The organism is Thermococcus barophilus MP (assembly GCF_000151105.2).
GTDB lineage: Archaea > Methanobacteriota_B > Thermococci > Thermococcales > Thermococcaceae > Thermococcus_B > Thermococcus_B barophilus.
Genome location: NC_014804.1, coordinates 544446 through 559342, shown reverse-complemented (window position 1 = coordinate 559342; position 14897 = coordinate 544446). Strand labels below are relative to the sequence as shown.

The 14897-nt window shown below is 41.4% G+C and carries 18 protein-coding genes; 11 read left to right on the top strand and 7 right to left on the bottom strand.

Going from position 1 to position 14897, the window contains the following annotated elements:
- The first annotated feature begins 88 nt into the window (after positions 1 to 88).
- The 4 genes from TERMP_RS03245 (at position 89) to TERMP_RS03230 (ending at position 2123) form a co-directional block, all read left to right on the top strand.
- Positions 89 to 409, top strand: coding sequence for a cupin domain-containing protein (locus TERMP_RS03245; protein ID WP_013466926.1), 321 nt, complete (start codon positions 89 to 91; stop codon positions 407 to 409).
- Between the two features lie 194 nt (positions 410 to 603).
- Positions 604 to 1107, top strand: coding sequence for a hypothetical protein (locus TERMP_RS03240; RefSeq protein ID WP_013466925.1), 504 nt, complete (start codon positions 604 to 606; stop codon positions 1105 to 1107).
- 10 nt (positions 1108 to 1117) lie between these two features.
- Positions 1118 to 1366, top strand: coding sequence for a hypothetical protein (locus tag TERMP_RS03235; RefSeq protein ID WP_013466924.1), 249 nt, complete (start codon positions 1118 to 1120; stop codon positions 1364 to 1366).
- Entirely contained in the window at positions 1356 to 2123 is a 768-nt protein-coding gene (locus TERMP_RS03230; protein ID WP_013466923.1) for a 7-carboxy-7-deazaguanine synthase QueE, read from the top strand. The genes TERMP_RS03235 and TERMP_RS03230 overlap by 11 nt, the downstream gene beginning before the upstream one ends.
- 96 nt (positions 2124 to 2219) lie before the next feature.
- On the opposite strand, the gene dapA is transcribed toward TERMP_RS03230, so the two are convergent.
- Positions 2220 to 3104: a 4-hydroxy-tetrahydrodipicolinate synthase gene (gene dapA, locus TERMP_RS03225; RefSeq protein ID WP_235507162.1), complete on the bottom strand. Its 885-nt coding sequence runs from the start codon at positions 3102 to 3104 to the stop codon at positions 2220 to 2222.
- Between the two features lie 87 nt (positions 3105 to 3191).
- On the opposite strand from dapA, the gene TERMP_RS03220 reads away from it, so the two are divergent.
- The 4 genes from TERMP_RS03220 to TERMP_RS03205 all read left to right on the top strand — a co-directional run bounded on the left by TERMP_RS03220 (position 3192) and on the right by TERMP_RS03205 (position 6115).
- A complete protein-coding gene (locus tag TERMP_RS03220; RefSeq protein WP_013466921.1) occupies positions 3192 to 4040 on the top strand; it encodes a carbohydrate kinase family protein in 849 nt (282 codons plus the stop codon).
- Positions 4041 to 4089: 49 nt separating this feature from the next.
- Positions 4090 to 4614 (top strand): NUDIX domain-containing protein, encoded by a 525-nt coding sequence (locus TERMP_RS03215; RefSeq protein ID WP_013466920.1) that lies wholly within the window; start codon positions 4090 to 4092, stop codon positions 4612 to 4614.
- Complete coding sequence (locus TERMP_RS03210) at positions 4611 to 4964, top strand: Mth938-like domain-containing protein (RefSeq protein WP_013466919.1); 354 nt, start codon at positions 4611 to 4613, stop codon at positions 4962 to 4964. Before TERMP_RS03215 ends, TERMP_RS03210 begins: the two co-directional genes overlap by 4 nt.
- A 74-nt stretch (positions 4965 to 5038) precedes the next feature.
- On the top strand, positions 5039 to 6115 hold the full coding sequence (locus TERMP_RS03205) for an AAA family ATPase (RefSeq protein WP_013466918.1): 1077 nt from the start codon (positions 5039 to 5041) through the stop codon (positions 6113 to 6115).
- A gap of 5 nt (positions 6116 to 6120) precedes the next feature.
- Here the strand turns inward: TERMP_RS03205 and TERMP_RS03200 are convergent, their stop codons facing one another.
- Together TERMP_RS03200 and TERMP_RS03195 are read right to left on the bottom strand one after the other, a co-directional pair.
- Entirely contained in the window at positions 6121 to 7602 is a 1482-nt protein-coding gene (locus TERMP_RS03200; RefSeq protein WP_013466917.1) for a hypothetical protein, read from the bottom strand.
- Between the two features lie 9 nt (positions 7603 to 7611).
- Positions 7612 to 8373, bottom strand: coding sequence for an ABC transporter ATP-binding protein (locus tag TERMP_RS03195; protein WP_013466916.1), 762 nt, complete (start codon positions 8371 to 8373; stop codon positions 7612 to 7614).
- An 85-nt stretch (positions 8374 to 8458) separates the two neighbouring features.
- Here TERMP_RS03195 and TERMP_RS03190 point away from each other — a divergent pair, with 85 nt between their 5' ends.
- Positions 8459 to 9979, top strand: a complete 1521-nt coding sequence (locus tag TERMP_RS03190) for a dihydropteroate synthase-like protein (protein ID WP_013466915.1) — start codon at positions 8459 to 8461, stop codon at positions 9977 to 9979.
- A gap of 97 nt (positions 9980 to 10076) precedes the next feature.
- On the opposite strand, the gene TERMP_RS03185 is transcribed toward TERMP_RS03190, so the two are convergent.
- The 4 genes from TERMP_RS03185 to TERMP_RS03170 all read right to left on the bottom strand — a co-directional run bounded on the left by TERMP_RS03185 (position 10077) and on the right by TERMP_RS03170 (position 12152).
- Positions 10077 to 10364, bottom strand: coding sequence for a DUF3216 domain-containing protein (locus tag TERMP_RS03185; protein ID WP_013466914.1), 288 nt, complete (start codon positions 10362 to 10364; stop codon positions 10077 to 10079).
- Positions 10365 to 10368: 4 nt separating this feature from the next.
- Positions 10369 to 11130: a YchF/TatD family DNA exonuclease gene (locus TERMP_RS03180; protein ID WP_013466913.1), complete on the bottom strand. Its 762-nt coding sequence runs from the start codon at positions 11128 to 11130 to the stop codon at positions 10369 to 10371.
- 72 nt (positions 11131 to 11202) lie between these two features.
- Entirely contained in the window at positions 11203 to 11466 is a 264-nt protein-coding gene (locus TERMP_RS03175) for a DUF504 domain-containing protein (protein WP_013466912.1), read from the bottom strand.
- Positions 11463 to 12152, bottom strand: a complete 690-nt coding sequence (locus TERMP_RS03170; protein ID WP_013466911.1) for an MBL fold metallo-hydrolase — start codon at positions 12150 to 12152, stop codon at positions 11463 to 11465. Before TERMP_RS03170 ends, TERMP_RS03175 begins: the two co-directional genes overlap by 4 nt.
- A 170-nt stretch (positions 12153 to 12322) precedes the next feature.
- On the opposite strand from TERMP_RS03170, the gene TERMP_RS03165 reads away from it, so the two are divergent.
- On the top strand, positions 12323 to 13375 hold the full coding sequence (locus tag TERMP_RS03165; RefSeq protein ID WP_013466910.1) for a M20/M25/M40 family metallo-hydrolase: 1053 nt from the start codon (positions 12323 to 12325) through the stop codon (positions 13373 to 13375).
- Between the two features lie 130 nt (positions 13376 to 13505).
- The gene (locus TERMP_RS03160) at positions 13506 to 14888 is read left to right on the top strand and encodes an ATP-binding protein (protein WP_013466909.1); all 1383 of its coding nucleotides are present in this window, start codon (positions 13506 to 13508) and stop codon (positions 14886 to 14888) included.
- The last annotated feature ends 9 nt before the right edge of the window (positions 14889 to 14897 follow it).

The following is a 14897-nucleotide window of genomic DNA, read 5'->3' as shown; positions in this document are numbered from 1 at the left end:
CTTGAGACAGTTGAAAGGAGGATATAAAAATACTGTGTGGCGCAGGGTATTTATATGTTCCCTGAGAGGTTTATAAAGGTGACCTCAAATGAATGCACACCCGAAAGTTAAAAAGCTGAAGGACATGGTGGAGTATCAGGAAGGTGCAGTAGTAAGCAGAACCATAATAGATAAGAAAACCGGCACAGTAACAGTTTTTGCGTTTGATAAGGATCAAGGATTGAGCGAGCATACTGCTCCTTTTGACGCGCTTGTTTATATCTTAGAAGGCAAAGCTGAAGTTGTGATTTCAGGGAAATCCTATTACCTTGAAGAAGGAGACATGATAGTGATGCCAGCCAACGAACCTCACGCTTTAAAGGCGGTAGACAAGTTCAAGATGTTCTTAGTGATGATAAAAGAGGAATGAACTCATCTTTTTCCCTTTTCTGAACCCTTTAGTTTTTCTGGAGTGTGGGAAATTCGGGGGGCATTAAAGATGTCGCCCCCCTGGGGGTCCCGAGGTCATCGCAACCCAATACTCCTCGGGCATAATAATGTAGGAGCCAAAGACTTATAACACTTAGCCCTACATGAAGTATGAAAGTACAACAGGTGTAAGCAATGACTGGAACAATAAGCAAAATCGTGAGATTTGAGGATGAAGAAGAGTTTTTAATGGACATGGAAAATATCATGGAACGCTTCACATACTTAACAAGCCGCTATGGAGGAGGGAATGTTATTGAGGGGTTCCTTCTGTGGGACTATGTGGGAATTCAGGATGATGAAGGGATAAAGATATTCCGCATTGGAGAGTTTCCGTACATTGAGGGCACGCTTAAAGTTGATTATGAAACCTTGAGAATTTTGGAGAGGTATTTTGATGAAATTGAAAGCCGTTGGAGTGATTTAAGCGTTGAAGAGATTGATTATTTCATTAGGATGCTCAATGAAGCATTAGAGCGGGAAATTGTGTTCTATGAGGCATATGACTTAGGCTTAAATAGAGATGAGGCATACCTAATTTTAAATATTAAGGCGCTCCATTATCTCGATCGAGTAGTGGACGCTGAAGATAGAGAAGTTTTGGAAGAAGCCGTGGGGCTTTTAATGAAATACGTTTGAGGTGGGTTTCATGCTGTTCAAAAAGAAGGGGCTCTTCACAGTTAGTGATGCAATGAGGGTAGTTGAGATTGCAAGCAGGGAAAATGCAAAAGAGATCATAGTGATGTGTGAGGTAATCGACGAAGACGCAAAGAGGAGGCTGTGGGACTATGCAAATGCGGTGAGGCTGATGGCAGATTTAACTGGAGAGCAGAGAGAGGTTAGAATTGAAATCCTTGAGGGCTATGTGAGCGATAAGGTGAAGGGAATTGAGCTATAGGCTTATTTTAGCTGAGATCTTTAACAGCTGGCAGGGTGAAGGAGGGAGTGTGGAAGGCTCAGCTTTCGGTAGAAGACAGATTTTTGTCAGATTTGCTGGTTGCGACCTTAGATGTGTGTGGTGCGACTCAAGGCAGTTTATAGACGCCTCAAAAGTCCTACAGTGGCGCTATGAGATTGAGCCTTTTTCTGGAGAATTTAAATACAAACCCAATCCAGCCACCTTGGATGAAGTTGTTGATGTTATTTTGAGCCTTGACACGGGAGATGTTCATTCAATCAGCTACACTGGGGGAGAACCAACTCTACAAATTAAACCTTTGAAAGCGCTAATGGAAAAATCGAGTGAACTCGGCTTTAAGAACTTCCTCGAAACTCACGGAGGTTTTCCAGAGAGGATTGCCGAAATTGCCCATCTTGTCGATTACGCAAGCGTTGACATAAAGGATGAAAGCGCAAGAGCAACAGGTGCGTGGAGAGATTTAGTGATGATGGAAGTTGAGAGCATTAAAATCTTGAGGAAGGCTGGTGCAAAGGTCTATGCCAAGCTTGTGGTTACAAAAGACACCAAGCTTGAAAACATCGAATGGTATGCTTCTCTTCTTGAAGGCTCAGCCCCACTGGTAATTCAGCCAAAGGAGCCAATTGATTTAACACAAAAGCAACTGATGGAGTTTTATAAAGCTGCTGCTAAAATCTTGGGGAGAGAAAACGTTGGGCTGAGCTTTCAGGTTCATAAGTACTTGAATGTTTTGTGATTTAAAACTTTTTAACTTCTTTTTTAATATATACCCAGGCGATGATGTAGATTGGCCTTTGGGGTATTGATGCCCGGGATCGACGTAGCTGAGCCTTCACAGCAATCCAACCTCTGCAAGTGCAAATTCAATCTCTTGAACAGCCTGCTCATCAAGTAGCAGGGAGGGCATCCTTGGGTAACCAACATTTAAGCCAAGCATGTTCATAGCTTCCTTTATTGCACTTATCTGGTTGTATCTTTTCACCAAGATCTCGTTGAGATAGTTTATCATCAGTTGAAGACGTTTAGCTCTCTCATATTTCTTTTCAAGAAAAGCGGTGTAAAGCTCAACGCATAAGCGGGGAGCAACATTTGCAACAGCTATAACTGCTCCATGGGCTCCTAATGCCAATGCTGGATAAATCAAATCCGCAGTTCCAGCTAAGATGCTCATATCTTCGCCGAGTCTTCTGATAAGCTCACCTATCCTCCCAATTGAGCCACTTGAATCCTTAATCCCTATTATGTTCGAATATTCTTCAACTAAGTGCTCAATTACTTGGATTGGAATGTTTATGCCAGTGAACTTGGGAACATTGTAGATCAGGATCGGAGCTTCAACGCTCTGGGCTATTGCAGAATAGTGAGCAAAGAGCTCCTTTTCATTGGGTTTGAAATAATAGGGGGGAGCTATCAAAAGGGCATCAACACCAAGATTCCAAGCTTCTTTTGCCAGTTTTACAGTCTCTCGTGTTGAATTTTCAGTTACACCGGCAATAACTGGCAGGTTTGTTTCTTCGCAAACTATTTTTAAAACTCTCATCTTCTCTTCAAAGTTCAGATACGGGAACTCGCCATTGCTCCCCAAGGTTACAAAACCGCTCACCCTGGCATTTTCAAAGTAGTGAATAAGCTCTCTCAGGGCTTCTTCATTGATGTTCTCATTGTCATCAAATGGTGTCACATGGGGAACATATATGCCCTCAATCAAACGAAACACCAACAAAAGTTGGATTTTCAAGTAATAAATTTTTTGATGAACAAGCTTTTAAATTATAGTGCATAAGAGCTGAAGTGGGATTTAAGTATGAAGTGCTTGATAGTAGGACATTTAACCCATGATATAATACTCAGAGGGAATGTTCGAATTGAGAGAATTGGTGGGGGAGTGTACTATTCTGCCTTGGTGCTCTCTCCTTTCTGTGATGTGGAAATTATAACCAAAGTCGGAAAAGATTTCCCAAAAGAATGGTTGAGAGAACTTAAAGAAAGGGGAATTTGGATTACGCTTCTTCCCTCAAAATACACTACAACCTACGAGCTTAGATATCTCGATGAAAACACACGAATCTTAAGGCTGCTGTCCAAAGCTGACTCTTTTAGAGTATCTGAGATTCCTACTGATAACTGGGACATTATACTTCTAAATCCTGTTGCCAATGAGATTTCAGGAGAGATCGTAAAGAAAATGAGAGGCTTTATCTCCATTGATGTCCAGGGATTCGTCAGGAGCTTTGAAAACGGGAAAGTTGGACTAAAGAAAACCAACGCTTCATTTTTAAGCAACGCCAAAATTGTCCATGCAGATGTTAATGAGTTTGAGATGCTCGATGAGATAGATAACAAACCAGAAGTCATGCTCATTTCTAATGGAGCTGATAGAGGAGAAGCAGTTTATAGAGGGGAAAGGTATCACTTTGAGCCCATAAAAATGTCAGTTGCTGAAACAACAGGTGCTGGTGATTCTTTTTTGGCATATTTCTCATACTTCTACAAGCAATACCCATTCATGAAAGCATTAAAAATGACGGTCTCATTCACCGCATTTTTCCTTAAATATCGCACTCCTTTCTTTGATTTTGACGAAGCCAGAGAAAATGCTAAAAATGTGAAAGTCGAAAAAATAGTGACCGATGAAGAGACGTCAGCACGCTGAGAAGTGATGATACGGGACTTCTCTGAGGCAAAAACTCGGGGTGGGAGGTATGGACAGGTATGTTTTGCTAATTAAAGCTCCTAAAGGTTATGATATGGCTCCAGTCAAAAGGGATATAACAAAGCTCATCTTAAAAAAATACCCCGAATTAAAAGCCGAAGTTCATAAATGCATTGGCTTAACGGTTGATTTAGTGATCTTCTATAAGGATGGCATTGTTTTAATAAAACGCAAACACGAGCCTTTCAAAAACCACTGGGCTTTGCCAGGTGGCTTCGTTGAGTACGGAGAGAGAGTAGAAGATGCAGCAATTAGAGAGGCAAAGGAGGAGACAGGGCTGAATGTTGAGCTGATAAAGCTCATTGGAGTTTACAGCGATCCTAACAGAGACCCAAGGGGACATACAGTTACAATAGCATTCTTAGCCAAAGGGCATGGAAATCTTAGGGGAGGAGATGATGCCAGAGAGGCAAAAGTCTTCAGCTTTGATGAGATTAAGAGCTTAAAGCTGGCTTTTGATCATGGTAAGATACTTGATGATGCATTGAGAAGCCTAAGGGAGGTGAGCTTATGATTGATTCTGTGAGGTTTGGAGAGATTGTTGTCCAAGGTAAGGAATACCCATATGACATTGTTATTTATCCTTCTGGAAAAATTGAACGGAGAAAAAAAGAGCTGTCAAAGAAAAAGCATGGAACAAGTCACAAGTTTGATCCGGATGAGCTGAAGGATTACCTTAGAGAGGATTTTGATATTTTGATTGTAGGAACCGGAATTTATGGTGCTTTAAGGCTATTACCTGAAGCTAAGGAACTTGTCAAAGGCAAGGAAATTGTAGAAAAACCGACTCCAGAAGCAATAAAGCTCTTCAATGAGTTGAGAAAGGGGAAGAAAGTATTAGGGGTTTTTCATATTACATGCTGATTCTTTTCAATTCAAGTTTCATTCAAAAGGATTATAAGTAATGGGGGCGTTACTTAGTAACGGGGGCATTACTTATGTTATTTGATCCACGACCAAAGATGGATAGGAAAGAGCTTTTTGACAGAGAAGAAGAAATTGAGTCGCTTAAGAAGCTCGCTGATAAACCATTGGTTCTGCTTTTAGGAATTAGAAGGATAGGCAAAAGTTCAATTTTAAGGGTCGCTCTTAATGAACTCGGAAATGGTATTTATATTGACGCAAGAAAGCTGTACTTTGACTCTGGAGGCTGGATAACAAATGACGTGCTAATTCGAACATTCGAAAAATCTCTAAACTCTCTAAAAGGTGAATTCAAGGAAAAAATCATAGATGCATTGAAATATATTAGAGGTGTCAAACTTTTTGGAGTTGACGTAAGGTTCAAAAGAGAAGTCCTTCTTTCGGAAGTTCTCGAAGCTCTTAATGACGTTGGTGTTGTAATAGGAATTGATGAAGCCCAGTATCTGAGGTTTTATGGCTCCAAAGGAGGAAAAGAGTTCCTGGCACTGCTTGCATACAGCTATGATAATCTTAGGAACGTTCATTTTATCTTAACTGGTTCTGAGGTAGGACTTCTTCATGACTTTATTGGAATTGATAATTATGAAAGTCCTCTTTATGGGAGAGTCTGCGAGGAACTTACCATCGTCCCATTCTCAAGAGAACTCTCAAAGGAATTTCTTAGACAGGGATTTGAAGAAGTAAGCATCCAAATAAGCGAAGATGATATTGAAAAAGCCGTTGAGATACTCGATGGGATTCCAGGTTGGCTTGTTGATTTTGGTAACGAATACATTAAAATTAAAAGCCTCGAAAAAGCCTTAGAAGGTGTTATGAAACGAGCTGAGGACTTTTTAAAAGGGGAATTAAAGGAGCTGGAAAAAAGAAGCCTCCGCTACGTTCTGATACTAAAGGCAATAGCAAGAGGGTACGACAGATGGGAGCTTATAAAAGATTATCTGGAGAGAAACAGCAAGAGAGTTCCAAACTCCAGGCTCGCTGAATTGCTTCGGAATCTTGAAAAAATGAGCTGGATTACGCCGGAGCTTAAAGATGGCAGAAAAAAGTACAAAATTATTGATCCTGTTGTTGAGAGAGTTCTAAGAAGGTAATAAAGCTAAAGTAACCTATACAAAATCCCTAAACTTACCAAACCAATTCCGAAGCTTATGAAATATTCAAGCGGATACGTAAGCAGAAACAATGGAAGGGTAATTACTCCAAAGAGCATCCCGACCAGAATCATAAGTACAATCATATGCCCAATGTTGAATTCTGGGATTCCAAGCTCAACCTCCTCATAGCGGAAGAAATATGCCATTGTCAGAAATGAAGCATTCAGGGGGAGTAGGAATATATAGGGGAACAGGATGAGAGCCTTTGGATCATAATAAACGGCGAGAATCAAAATCAAGCCCGAAAGTAGCATAGGGATCACAGACATTGAGAGAGCTTTGCTGAGGGCGTATTCTCTCTTGGTGAGCGGCAAGGATTTGAGGAAGTCTAAAACTTTGCCCTCTACCTTAAGCACGGCATCTGCTCCAGGGATTGTAAAGACCCCCAAGATGAAGAGGAAGTAAGTTGCTCTCATAATTGAAAGATTTCCACTTTGTATTGTCATGAGTATCTGGGGCAGTAAAACATAAATTGGCATCAAAAACCCAGTTATCATTGCAGTCTTTCGGAAGATTATTTTCAAATCCTTGAGTGTGAGATTGAGGACTTTTCCACCAAGAGAGGCTCTGAATTTTGATGTCTTGGTTTTTTCAGATTCGAGCTTTGGTTCAAGAATCCCGCTCCAGACTCTTTTGAGAGCAAGCTGGTAGAGAGGAATAAACACCGCAACATAAAGCAAAAGCATTACAACGCTCTTCTTTGGATCAAAAATCGAGGAAATTGTAAAGGGATAAGCTATAGAGTACCTGCCAATGACTGCAGCAACCTTTTCGCTGTGCTCCTGAATGTACCCTTGCATATAGCTTACCCCATAGAACAGTCCCATAAACGCAAATATCGCCAGAATTTTAAGAAGATTTTTTAAGCTTCCGCTTCTGCTTTTTCTGTAGCTAATCCTAAGCCCAAAAGTGGAGTATATTATTAGTCCAATTGTGTGACCAGCAAGCATTCCCACGAAAACCCACAGCAGAGCTAAAATTCCATTCAAAGGATACCTCATACTGACAACAGCTATGCTTGGCAAAATCATTGCCAACGCTGGGATTTGATCAATTCCCAAGAGCTCACTTAAATAGAGTGCTCCAATTCTTATCGGTAAAGATTTCATTGGTTCAAACAAACCGAGCGAGACCACATAAGACGATTGGACTGTTGTAACATAAAGTGAAAATATGAATGGAATTAATGCCAAAGAAGACAGCATCGCAACTATATAGGTTTTGTCATCAGAAAAGAAAAGTCCTATAGCCATCATGATTCCAAAGAAAATGAAAGCTATGCTCTGAATTGCAACGTTTCTTTTTATGCTGACTGCATTCTTGAGGTGCTTTTTGAATTTTTTCTCGTCATTTGCTATCTGTGGATTCCTCTTTAAAATCTGGTAATGGAGCTCGCGGTAAAGAATCTTAACAACCTCAAACATTTAACACACCTATAGGCTTTCCTTGAGGGCCTGAACTATATGAACAATCTCATCTTTGCTCTCTGTGAGCTTGAGGAAGACATCTTCGAGACTTTCCTCATGGGCTTTCTCTTTAAGCTCTTCAATTGTTCCCTCTGCAATTATCTTTCCCTGATAGATGACGCCGATTCTATCGCAGATGACCTCAGCTAAGGACAGAATATGTGTGGAGAAAACTATGCTCTTTCCTTCATTTTTGAATTCAAGCAGAAGCTCTCTTAAAATTCTGGCTGACTTTGGATCTAACCCATTCATAGCCTCATCCAAGATGAGAACTTTTGGGTCATGTAAAAGAGCGGTTATCAGAGAAACCTTCTGCTGAGTTCCAAAGCTGAGCGTTCCAATGAACTGCTCTAAATACTCCTCAATGCCAAAAGCCTTAACAAAGTAATTCACCCTCTCTTCAAGTTTATCTTTAGGAATCCCCCTTATGCTTCCGACAAAGTTGAAAAGTTCGCTTGGTGTTAAGCTTTCATACAAAATTGGTGTCTCTGGAACATAGCCAACTATTTTTTTAACTTCAATTGGATTTTTAGCGACATTTATCCCTTCAACCAGAACTTTTCCGGTGGTGGGCTTCAAAATTCCGGCAAGGATCTTCATTGTGGTTGATTTGCCACTTCCATTTGGTCCCAGAAGACCGTAAATTTCACCATCGTGAACATGAAAGCTTATTCCATCAACGGCAATTTTGTCCCCAAATTTTTTAGTTAAGTTCTCAACTTCGATCATCCAACTCACCTTAGTTAAAGAGGAAGCACTTGAGTTAATAAAATTTTGGGAGAGGTTTTATAACTTAAGAAGCGGAGTTAAGTACATGAAGATCCTCCTTGTGACGGGAAAACTTGCTGAGCCGTTGGTGAGAAAATACGGTAAAGACTGCGATGTATTTGTAGCTCCCGTCAGCGTAGCCGCTTTTTTGACACCAAAGCTCATAGCCCACTACCTAAAAAAAGCCGGCATAAAAAGTGAAGATCACGACTTAATTCTCATCCCCGGCCTTGTTAGGGGCTCAGCTCAAATAATCGAAGATGAACTTGGCATCCCAACGTTCAAAGGACCGAAATATGCCTTTGATCTGCCTCAAGTTTTGAAAGCGTTGAGAGAAGGCTTCAAGCTGAGCAAGGAAGTTCCCGCCGATGATCTCTTTCAACGGGATGCGCTTAAGAAGGTTGAGGATATCAAAAATAAGACGAAAAACAAAGTTTATATCAAAAGAGCCCTCAAAAAGCCCTACAACTTCTTAATTGGAAACCTGCCGGTAGGCTTTGACTTTCCACACAGAATCTTAGCTGAGATAGTCGATGCACCAGAGCTGAGCGTTGATGAGACAGTTGATAAAGCGGTTTATTACCTCGAGAGTGGAGCAGACATCATAGACATTGGGATGGTAAGCGGAGAAACGAATCTGGAATTTATCGAGGTGATTCCAGAAGTTCGAGATGCTCTGAGGGAAAGAGGATATGATGTTCCAGTAAGCTTTGATTCCTTAAACACGAAGGAAATTGAGAGAGCTTTAGATTATGCCGACCTTTTCCTCAGCATTGACGAGAGCAACCTTGAGGAGATTGTGATTGAGAAACCAGTGGTTTTAATACCTACAAACCAGAAAAAAGGATTCTTTCCAAGGGATCCACATGAAAGAGTTGAATTTTTGGAAATGCTCAAAGAAAAAGCCATTGATTTAGGTTATAAACGAATTATTCCCGACCTTATTCTTGAGCATATCCCTAACTTAGCCCGCTCAATCACAGCTTTTCAGCTCTATCGCGAGAGAAATCCAGATGATGTACTATTGGCTGGTGTTGGCAATGTTGTTGAACTAATTGATGCTGACAGCGTTGGGATAAACGCAGTTATGGCAGGTTTCGCCAAAGAACTGAAAATTTCTCTGCTTTTAACTACGGAAGTTAGCCCCAAATGTAGAGGAGCAGTCAAGGAGCTGAGGAGAGCTTTGGACATGATGCTCTTCGACATGCCCAAAGATTTAGGTTTTGATCTGCTGATTTTGAAGGAGAAGAGGAGCGAGAAAGTTGAGTATGAGATTAAATCCCCTATAATTAAAGCTAAAGAGAAGGAAGTTAAGCTCGAAGATATTTACTTCAGGATTTCTACAAAAAAGGGGAAAATCTGGGTGATTGCTCATAGAGGATCCGAGCAGATTTTGACGATAGTGGGAGAAGAACCAAATGCAATAATTGACACAATTCTTGAGCACTTCCAAATCTCACCGAGGCATGCTTTTTACCTAGGAAGGGAACTTGAGAGAGCCAAAACAGCCCTAAAGCTTAAACGCTCGTACATACAGGAGGTCGAGCTGTTCAAGGAGTTCTACTGAAAAACTTAAAAATTAAGGAATAAAACAATTTAATGGCGGGCATGTGATGACCTTTCTACGGTCTGAGCTCTGCGATGATGACTACAGCCAGGGCTGATCATTCATCAAAAATCGGCGGCTTTGGTTTTCTGAACTTTATATCGAGTTCTTTCCTCTGAGTGCTTACTTTCTCAAGCAAGCTCCTAACTTTCTCATTCTCAGGATACTTGAGTTTGAGTGTTGTCAGAATTCCCTCTGCAAATCCCAATATGGAAACTTCAACAAATTCTTTGCCCTTTTTGGATTCGAACTCTTTGTTTAGGGCTATGAATGACTCAATTCTTGGAATTAGGCTTTCCTCTCCAAGCTCTCTGCAAAGGGTTTTGAGCTCTTCCATGATGTGCATCTTCTCACCTCAGCTTTAGATTGAAAAATTTAATAGCATTTTCCTCAGTTATCCTCTCTACTTCTTCAAAGCTCAGCTCTTTAAGCTTTGCTATCTCTTCAATTACTACCTTTACGTAGCAAGGCTTATTTCTCTGTCCTTTAAATGGGCTCATATAAGGAGAGTCTGTTTCTACCAAAACTGCCTCAACATCGAGAACTTCTGCCGCAGCTTTGACTTCTGGAATGAAGACAATACCAGTGTTTATCCCGATGTAATGTCCGTTCTCTGCAATCTCCTTCGCCAGCTCTTTACTTCCAGCGAAAGAATGGAAGTAAGCATTTACACCATAGTGCTGAACAATTTCATATGCCTCTTTTTCAGACTCTCTGGCATGAATGACTACAGGCTTTTTAATCTCAAGTGCTAATTTGAGGAAGTGCTTGAAAATGTTCATCTGATTTTCTTTCTGCTTTTCATTTTCAGCGTAGTGGTAGTCCAAGCCAATTTCGCCGACTGCAACGATTTCATCTTTATGATCCCATATGAACTCCTCAACCTTCCTAACCTTCTCCCAATTCCCCCGTCTCGCTTCGTTTGGATGATAGCCAAGCGTTGGGAAGATAAAGCCGAAGTAAGGCTTCAGCATCTCCCAGCTTTTCCATACATGAGCTTTTCTGTACTCCGTTATTGAGTCAACAACGGCTTTAAGCTCAGCTTTACACTCATCTATAATTTTTGGTGCATCCCGCTTATAAAACTCAAAATGAGCGTGAGCGTCTATCATACCATCACCAGATGAAGGGTGATTTTGATTGATTAAAAACTTAACTTGATGAAAAACACGGTATAGGAAACTTCAGAATTTAAGCTCTTCGCTTACTCCCCTCTTCCTCCACACGATTTTCCCATCTTTCCTAACAACCGCCAAAATCCTGTGATAAGGAATCTGCGTTTCACCAATAAAGAAGTAGCCGTGCCCAAGTTCAATGATTTCTACGGGGATTTTCTTGATGTTTTCATAAGCTCCCCGGTGTTCAATCACTATGTAGTAATCGCTCTCGTTTTCTCTTGGGTCGTACTTTATCTTTGCCAATGCCTCTTTTACCGAGCCCTTTCTCATTCGAAGTCCTCCAGAAGGTGCTTTATGTACTCAAGGTTTTCTTTCCAGTTTTTAATTACCCTTCCATGACCCGGCAAACCAAGATAGACGTCAAGCTTTTCAAGCTTCTGGAGAGACTTTTTGAGCATCTCTAAGCTTCCTGTAGGAAAATCCGTCCTTCCAACAGTCTTGTTGAAAATTGTGTCTCCAGTGAAGAGCAGCTTTTCATTCGGCTCATACAGGCAAACGCTTCCCCTTGTATGTCCGGGAGTGTGAATTACAATCAGCTCAAGGTTGCCAACTCGCAAAGCCTCTCCACCACTCAGCTTTAGGTGGACTTCATGGGGAGTGTAGCTTCTTCCATGGTAGAATGAGAGTATCACGTAGTCATCTCCGCGTTCCAATGCTTCAGCCGTATATTTATGAGCTGCAAAGTAAACTTTGATTCCTCTCTCCTCGAAATATCTCCTAAAAGCCATGTTCCCACCAACATGATCAAAGTGCTCATGGGTATTGAAAATTGTAATTTTTTCAGCACCTTTCAAATAGTTCTCATTGAGCCAGATATCTATGTATTTGTGCCAGTACACTCCAGTCCCAGTGTCTATTATCAGCGCTTCATTTTCGTCTCTAACTAAGTATATGTTTGAGTCCCAGCCAATGCCTTTGAGCATTACAGTGTTCGGCGGAATCTCGATGGGAATCATGTTCATCACCTCAAAAGGGGCTCCAGGGGGGACCGCGTCCTCATCCGAGGGAGCGAGTCTCGTCAGCAAGGGTAAAACTCTTCATCGCCCATTTGAAAATTAGCGCCAAGGTTTAAAAAGTTAGGGAGACTTTATAAAGGCTCACCACTACTAATGGTTAGGTGATTTGAATGAAAGCTGAGAGAGCCAAGGAAATTTTGATTAATCTGCTGAGAATCCCTTCCCCTTCAGGAAAGGAAGACAGACTGGCGTTGCATATCATGGAGTTCCTCCACAAACTCGGTTATGATGTCCATATAGAGAGCGATGGCGAGATAATAAACCTCATCGTTAATCCTGATGCCGAGCTCTTCTATGAGGTGCACATGGATACAATTGACATAAGGGTTCAACCATTCATAAGAGGCAACATCGTCTATGGAACTGGAGCGAGCGATGTAAAAGGAGGTTTGGCGAGCATTTTGCTTATGCTTGAAAGCCTAAAGAAGGAAGACAAGGACTTAAACGTTGGAATTGTGTTTGTCAGCGATGAGGAAAAGGGAGGAAGAGGATCCGCTTTGTTTATGGAACGGTACAGACCAAAGATGGCAATTGTTTTGGAACCAACTGATCTTGAAGTTCACATAGCCCACGCTGGAAACATTGAGGCTTACTTTGAGGTTGACGGAAAAGAAGCCCACGGGGCTTGTCCTGAAAGTGGAGAAAATGCCATTGAGCTGACTTATAAAATGTTAGAGGAGCTTAAGGCTTTGGAACCATTTAAGCAGAAAGGAAAGTACTTTGACCCCCACGTTGGACTGCAGGAGCTTGTCTGTGAAAACCCATATTACTTAATCCCAGCTCTATGTAAGGGTCGTCTTGAAGCTCGTCTGTTACCGGAGCAAGAAGTTGAGGATATTCTTGACTTATTTGATCCAATACTTGAGGAGTACACGCTGAGATATGAATACACAGAGATATGGGATGGTTATGAGCTTGATGAGAGTGAGGAGATTGTTCAGATAGCTAAGAGGGCAATGGATTTAACTGGCTTGGATGAATTTGGAGGAATGAGGAGCTGGACAGACGCAATAAACTTCATGTACAACGGAACAAAGACCATAGTCTTTGGACCCGGCAACTTGGATATTTCCCACACAAAGAATGAGCATATAGATGTGAGAGACGTCGTTAAAGCGAGTGAGTTCTTAACTGCCGTGAATGATATTTTTGGGAAGAGCTGAGGTTTTTGTTTTTCTTTTCAATAGGAGTTCTCTATCTGGAGATTTTGCAATTATCCTGAAGGGAGAGCGGTCAAAATTTCGAAAATCTTAAATAGTTTACTTGCAAGTAATTTACTGGTGAGTATATAATATGTTCATCGATAGGGAAACCGAGATGAAACTGCTTGAGGAGAGGTTGAAAAGGGGGAAAGCAGAATTCATAGTTGTATACGGAAGAAGGAGGATCGGAAAGACAGCTCTGTTGCTTGAGTTCATAAAGAAACATGGAGGGGTTTATCTCCTCGCAAGGGAAACGAGTGAATCTGAGAATCTAAAACGCTTCTCGGAAAAGTTAGCTGAGTATTTTAACGATGAATTTCTGAGGAAAAATCCACTTCAGAGCTGGGACGCATTTTTTGAGTATCTTCATCAAAAATCTCTCAAAGATAGGCTCATCATCGTTATCGATGAATTCCCCTATCTTGTGAAGGGGAACAAGGTTTTGCCTTCAATACTTCAGGAGTACTGGGACTTAAAGCTCTCGCAGGGGAAAATATTTCTCATAATCTGCGGCTCCAGCATTTCCATGGTGGAAAAGCTTTTCGGCTATAAAAGCCCCCTTTACGGCAGAAGAACTGCACAGATGAAGCTTAAACCCCTGAATTTTTTCAGTGCGAAGGAATTCTTTCCGCGGTATTCTCTTGAGGAGTTTGTAAAGGTCTATGGGATACTGGGAGGAACCCCAGCATATCTTCTTGAGTTCAATGACGAAAAGAGCATTGAAGAAAACCTGCTGGATTACTTCAGAGCAGATTCGTTCCTCTATGGAGATGCACTTTTTATCCTTAGGGAGGAACTCGAGGAGCCGAGGAACTACTTTGCCATAATGGAAGCGATAGCGAGGGGAAAAACTACGCTCAATGAAATCGTAAACGAAACAGGTTTGGAGAGAGCCACTGTAGGGAAATATCTAAGTGTTCTCATTGACCTCGACTTAGTGCGAAGAGAAATTCCCGTAACGGCAAGCTGGAAGAGCAGGAAGGGGAGGTACTACATAACTGACCCGTATTTTGCTTTTTGGTTTCGCTACGTTTATCCCAACTCAGATTTAATAGAGACCGGAGAGGGTGAAGAGCTCATTGAGCTCGTGATGAAGGACTTCAACAACTACCTTGGCTGGATTTTTGAGGAAATTGCAAAGCAATTTCTAATTGAGCTGAATAAACGGAAAGAGTTGCCTTTCAGGTTCATGAGGATTGGGAAGTGGTGGCACAAAAAAGAGGAGATTGATCTGCTTGCTTTGAATGAGCGAGAGAGGAAAGTGTTGTTTGTGGAGGTTAAATGGAAGAATTTGAGTGAGAGAGAAGCTAAGAGAATTTTGGAAAAGTTGGAGAGGAAAAGCAAACTTGTAGGATTGGAAGGGTGGGAAATGGTTTATGGGTTGGTTGCTAAGAGAGTGGAAAAGAAGGAGAACTGGCTTGTTTGGGATTTAAAGGACTTCGAAAGGCTTATTTCTTTCAATGCTGAGGTTTGAGGGGTGGTG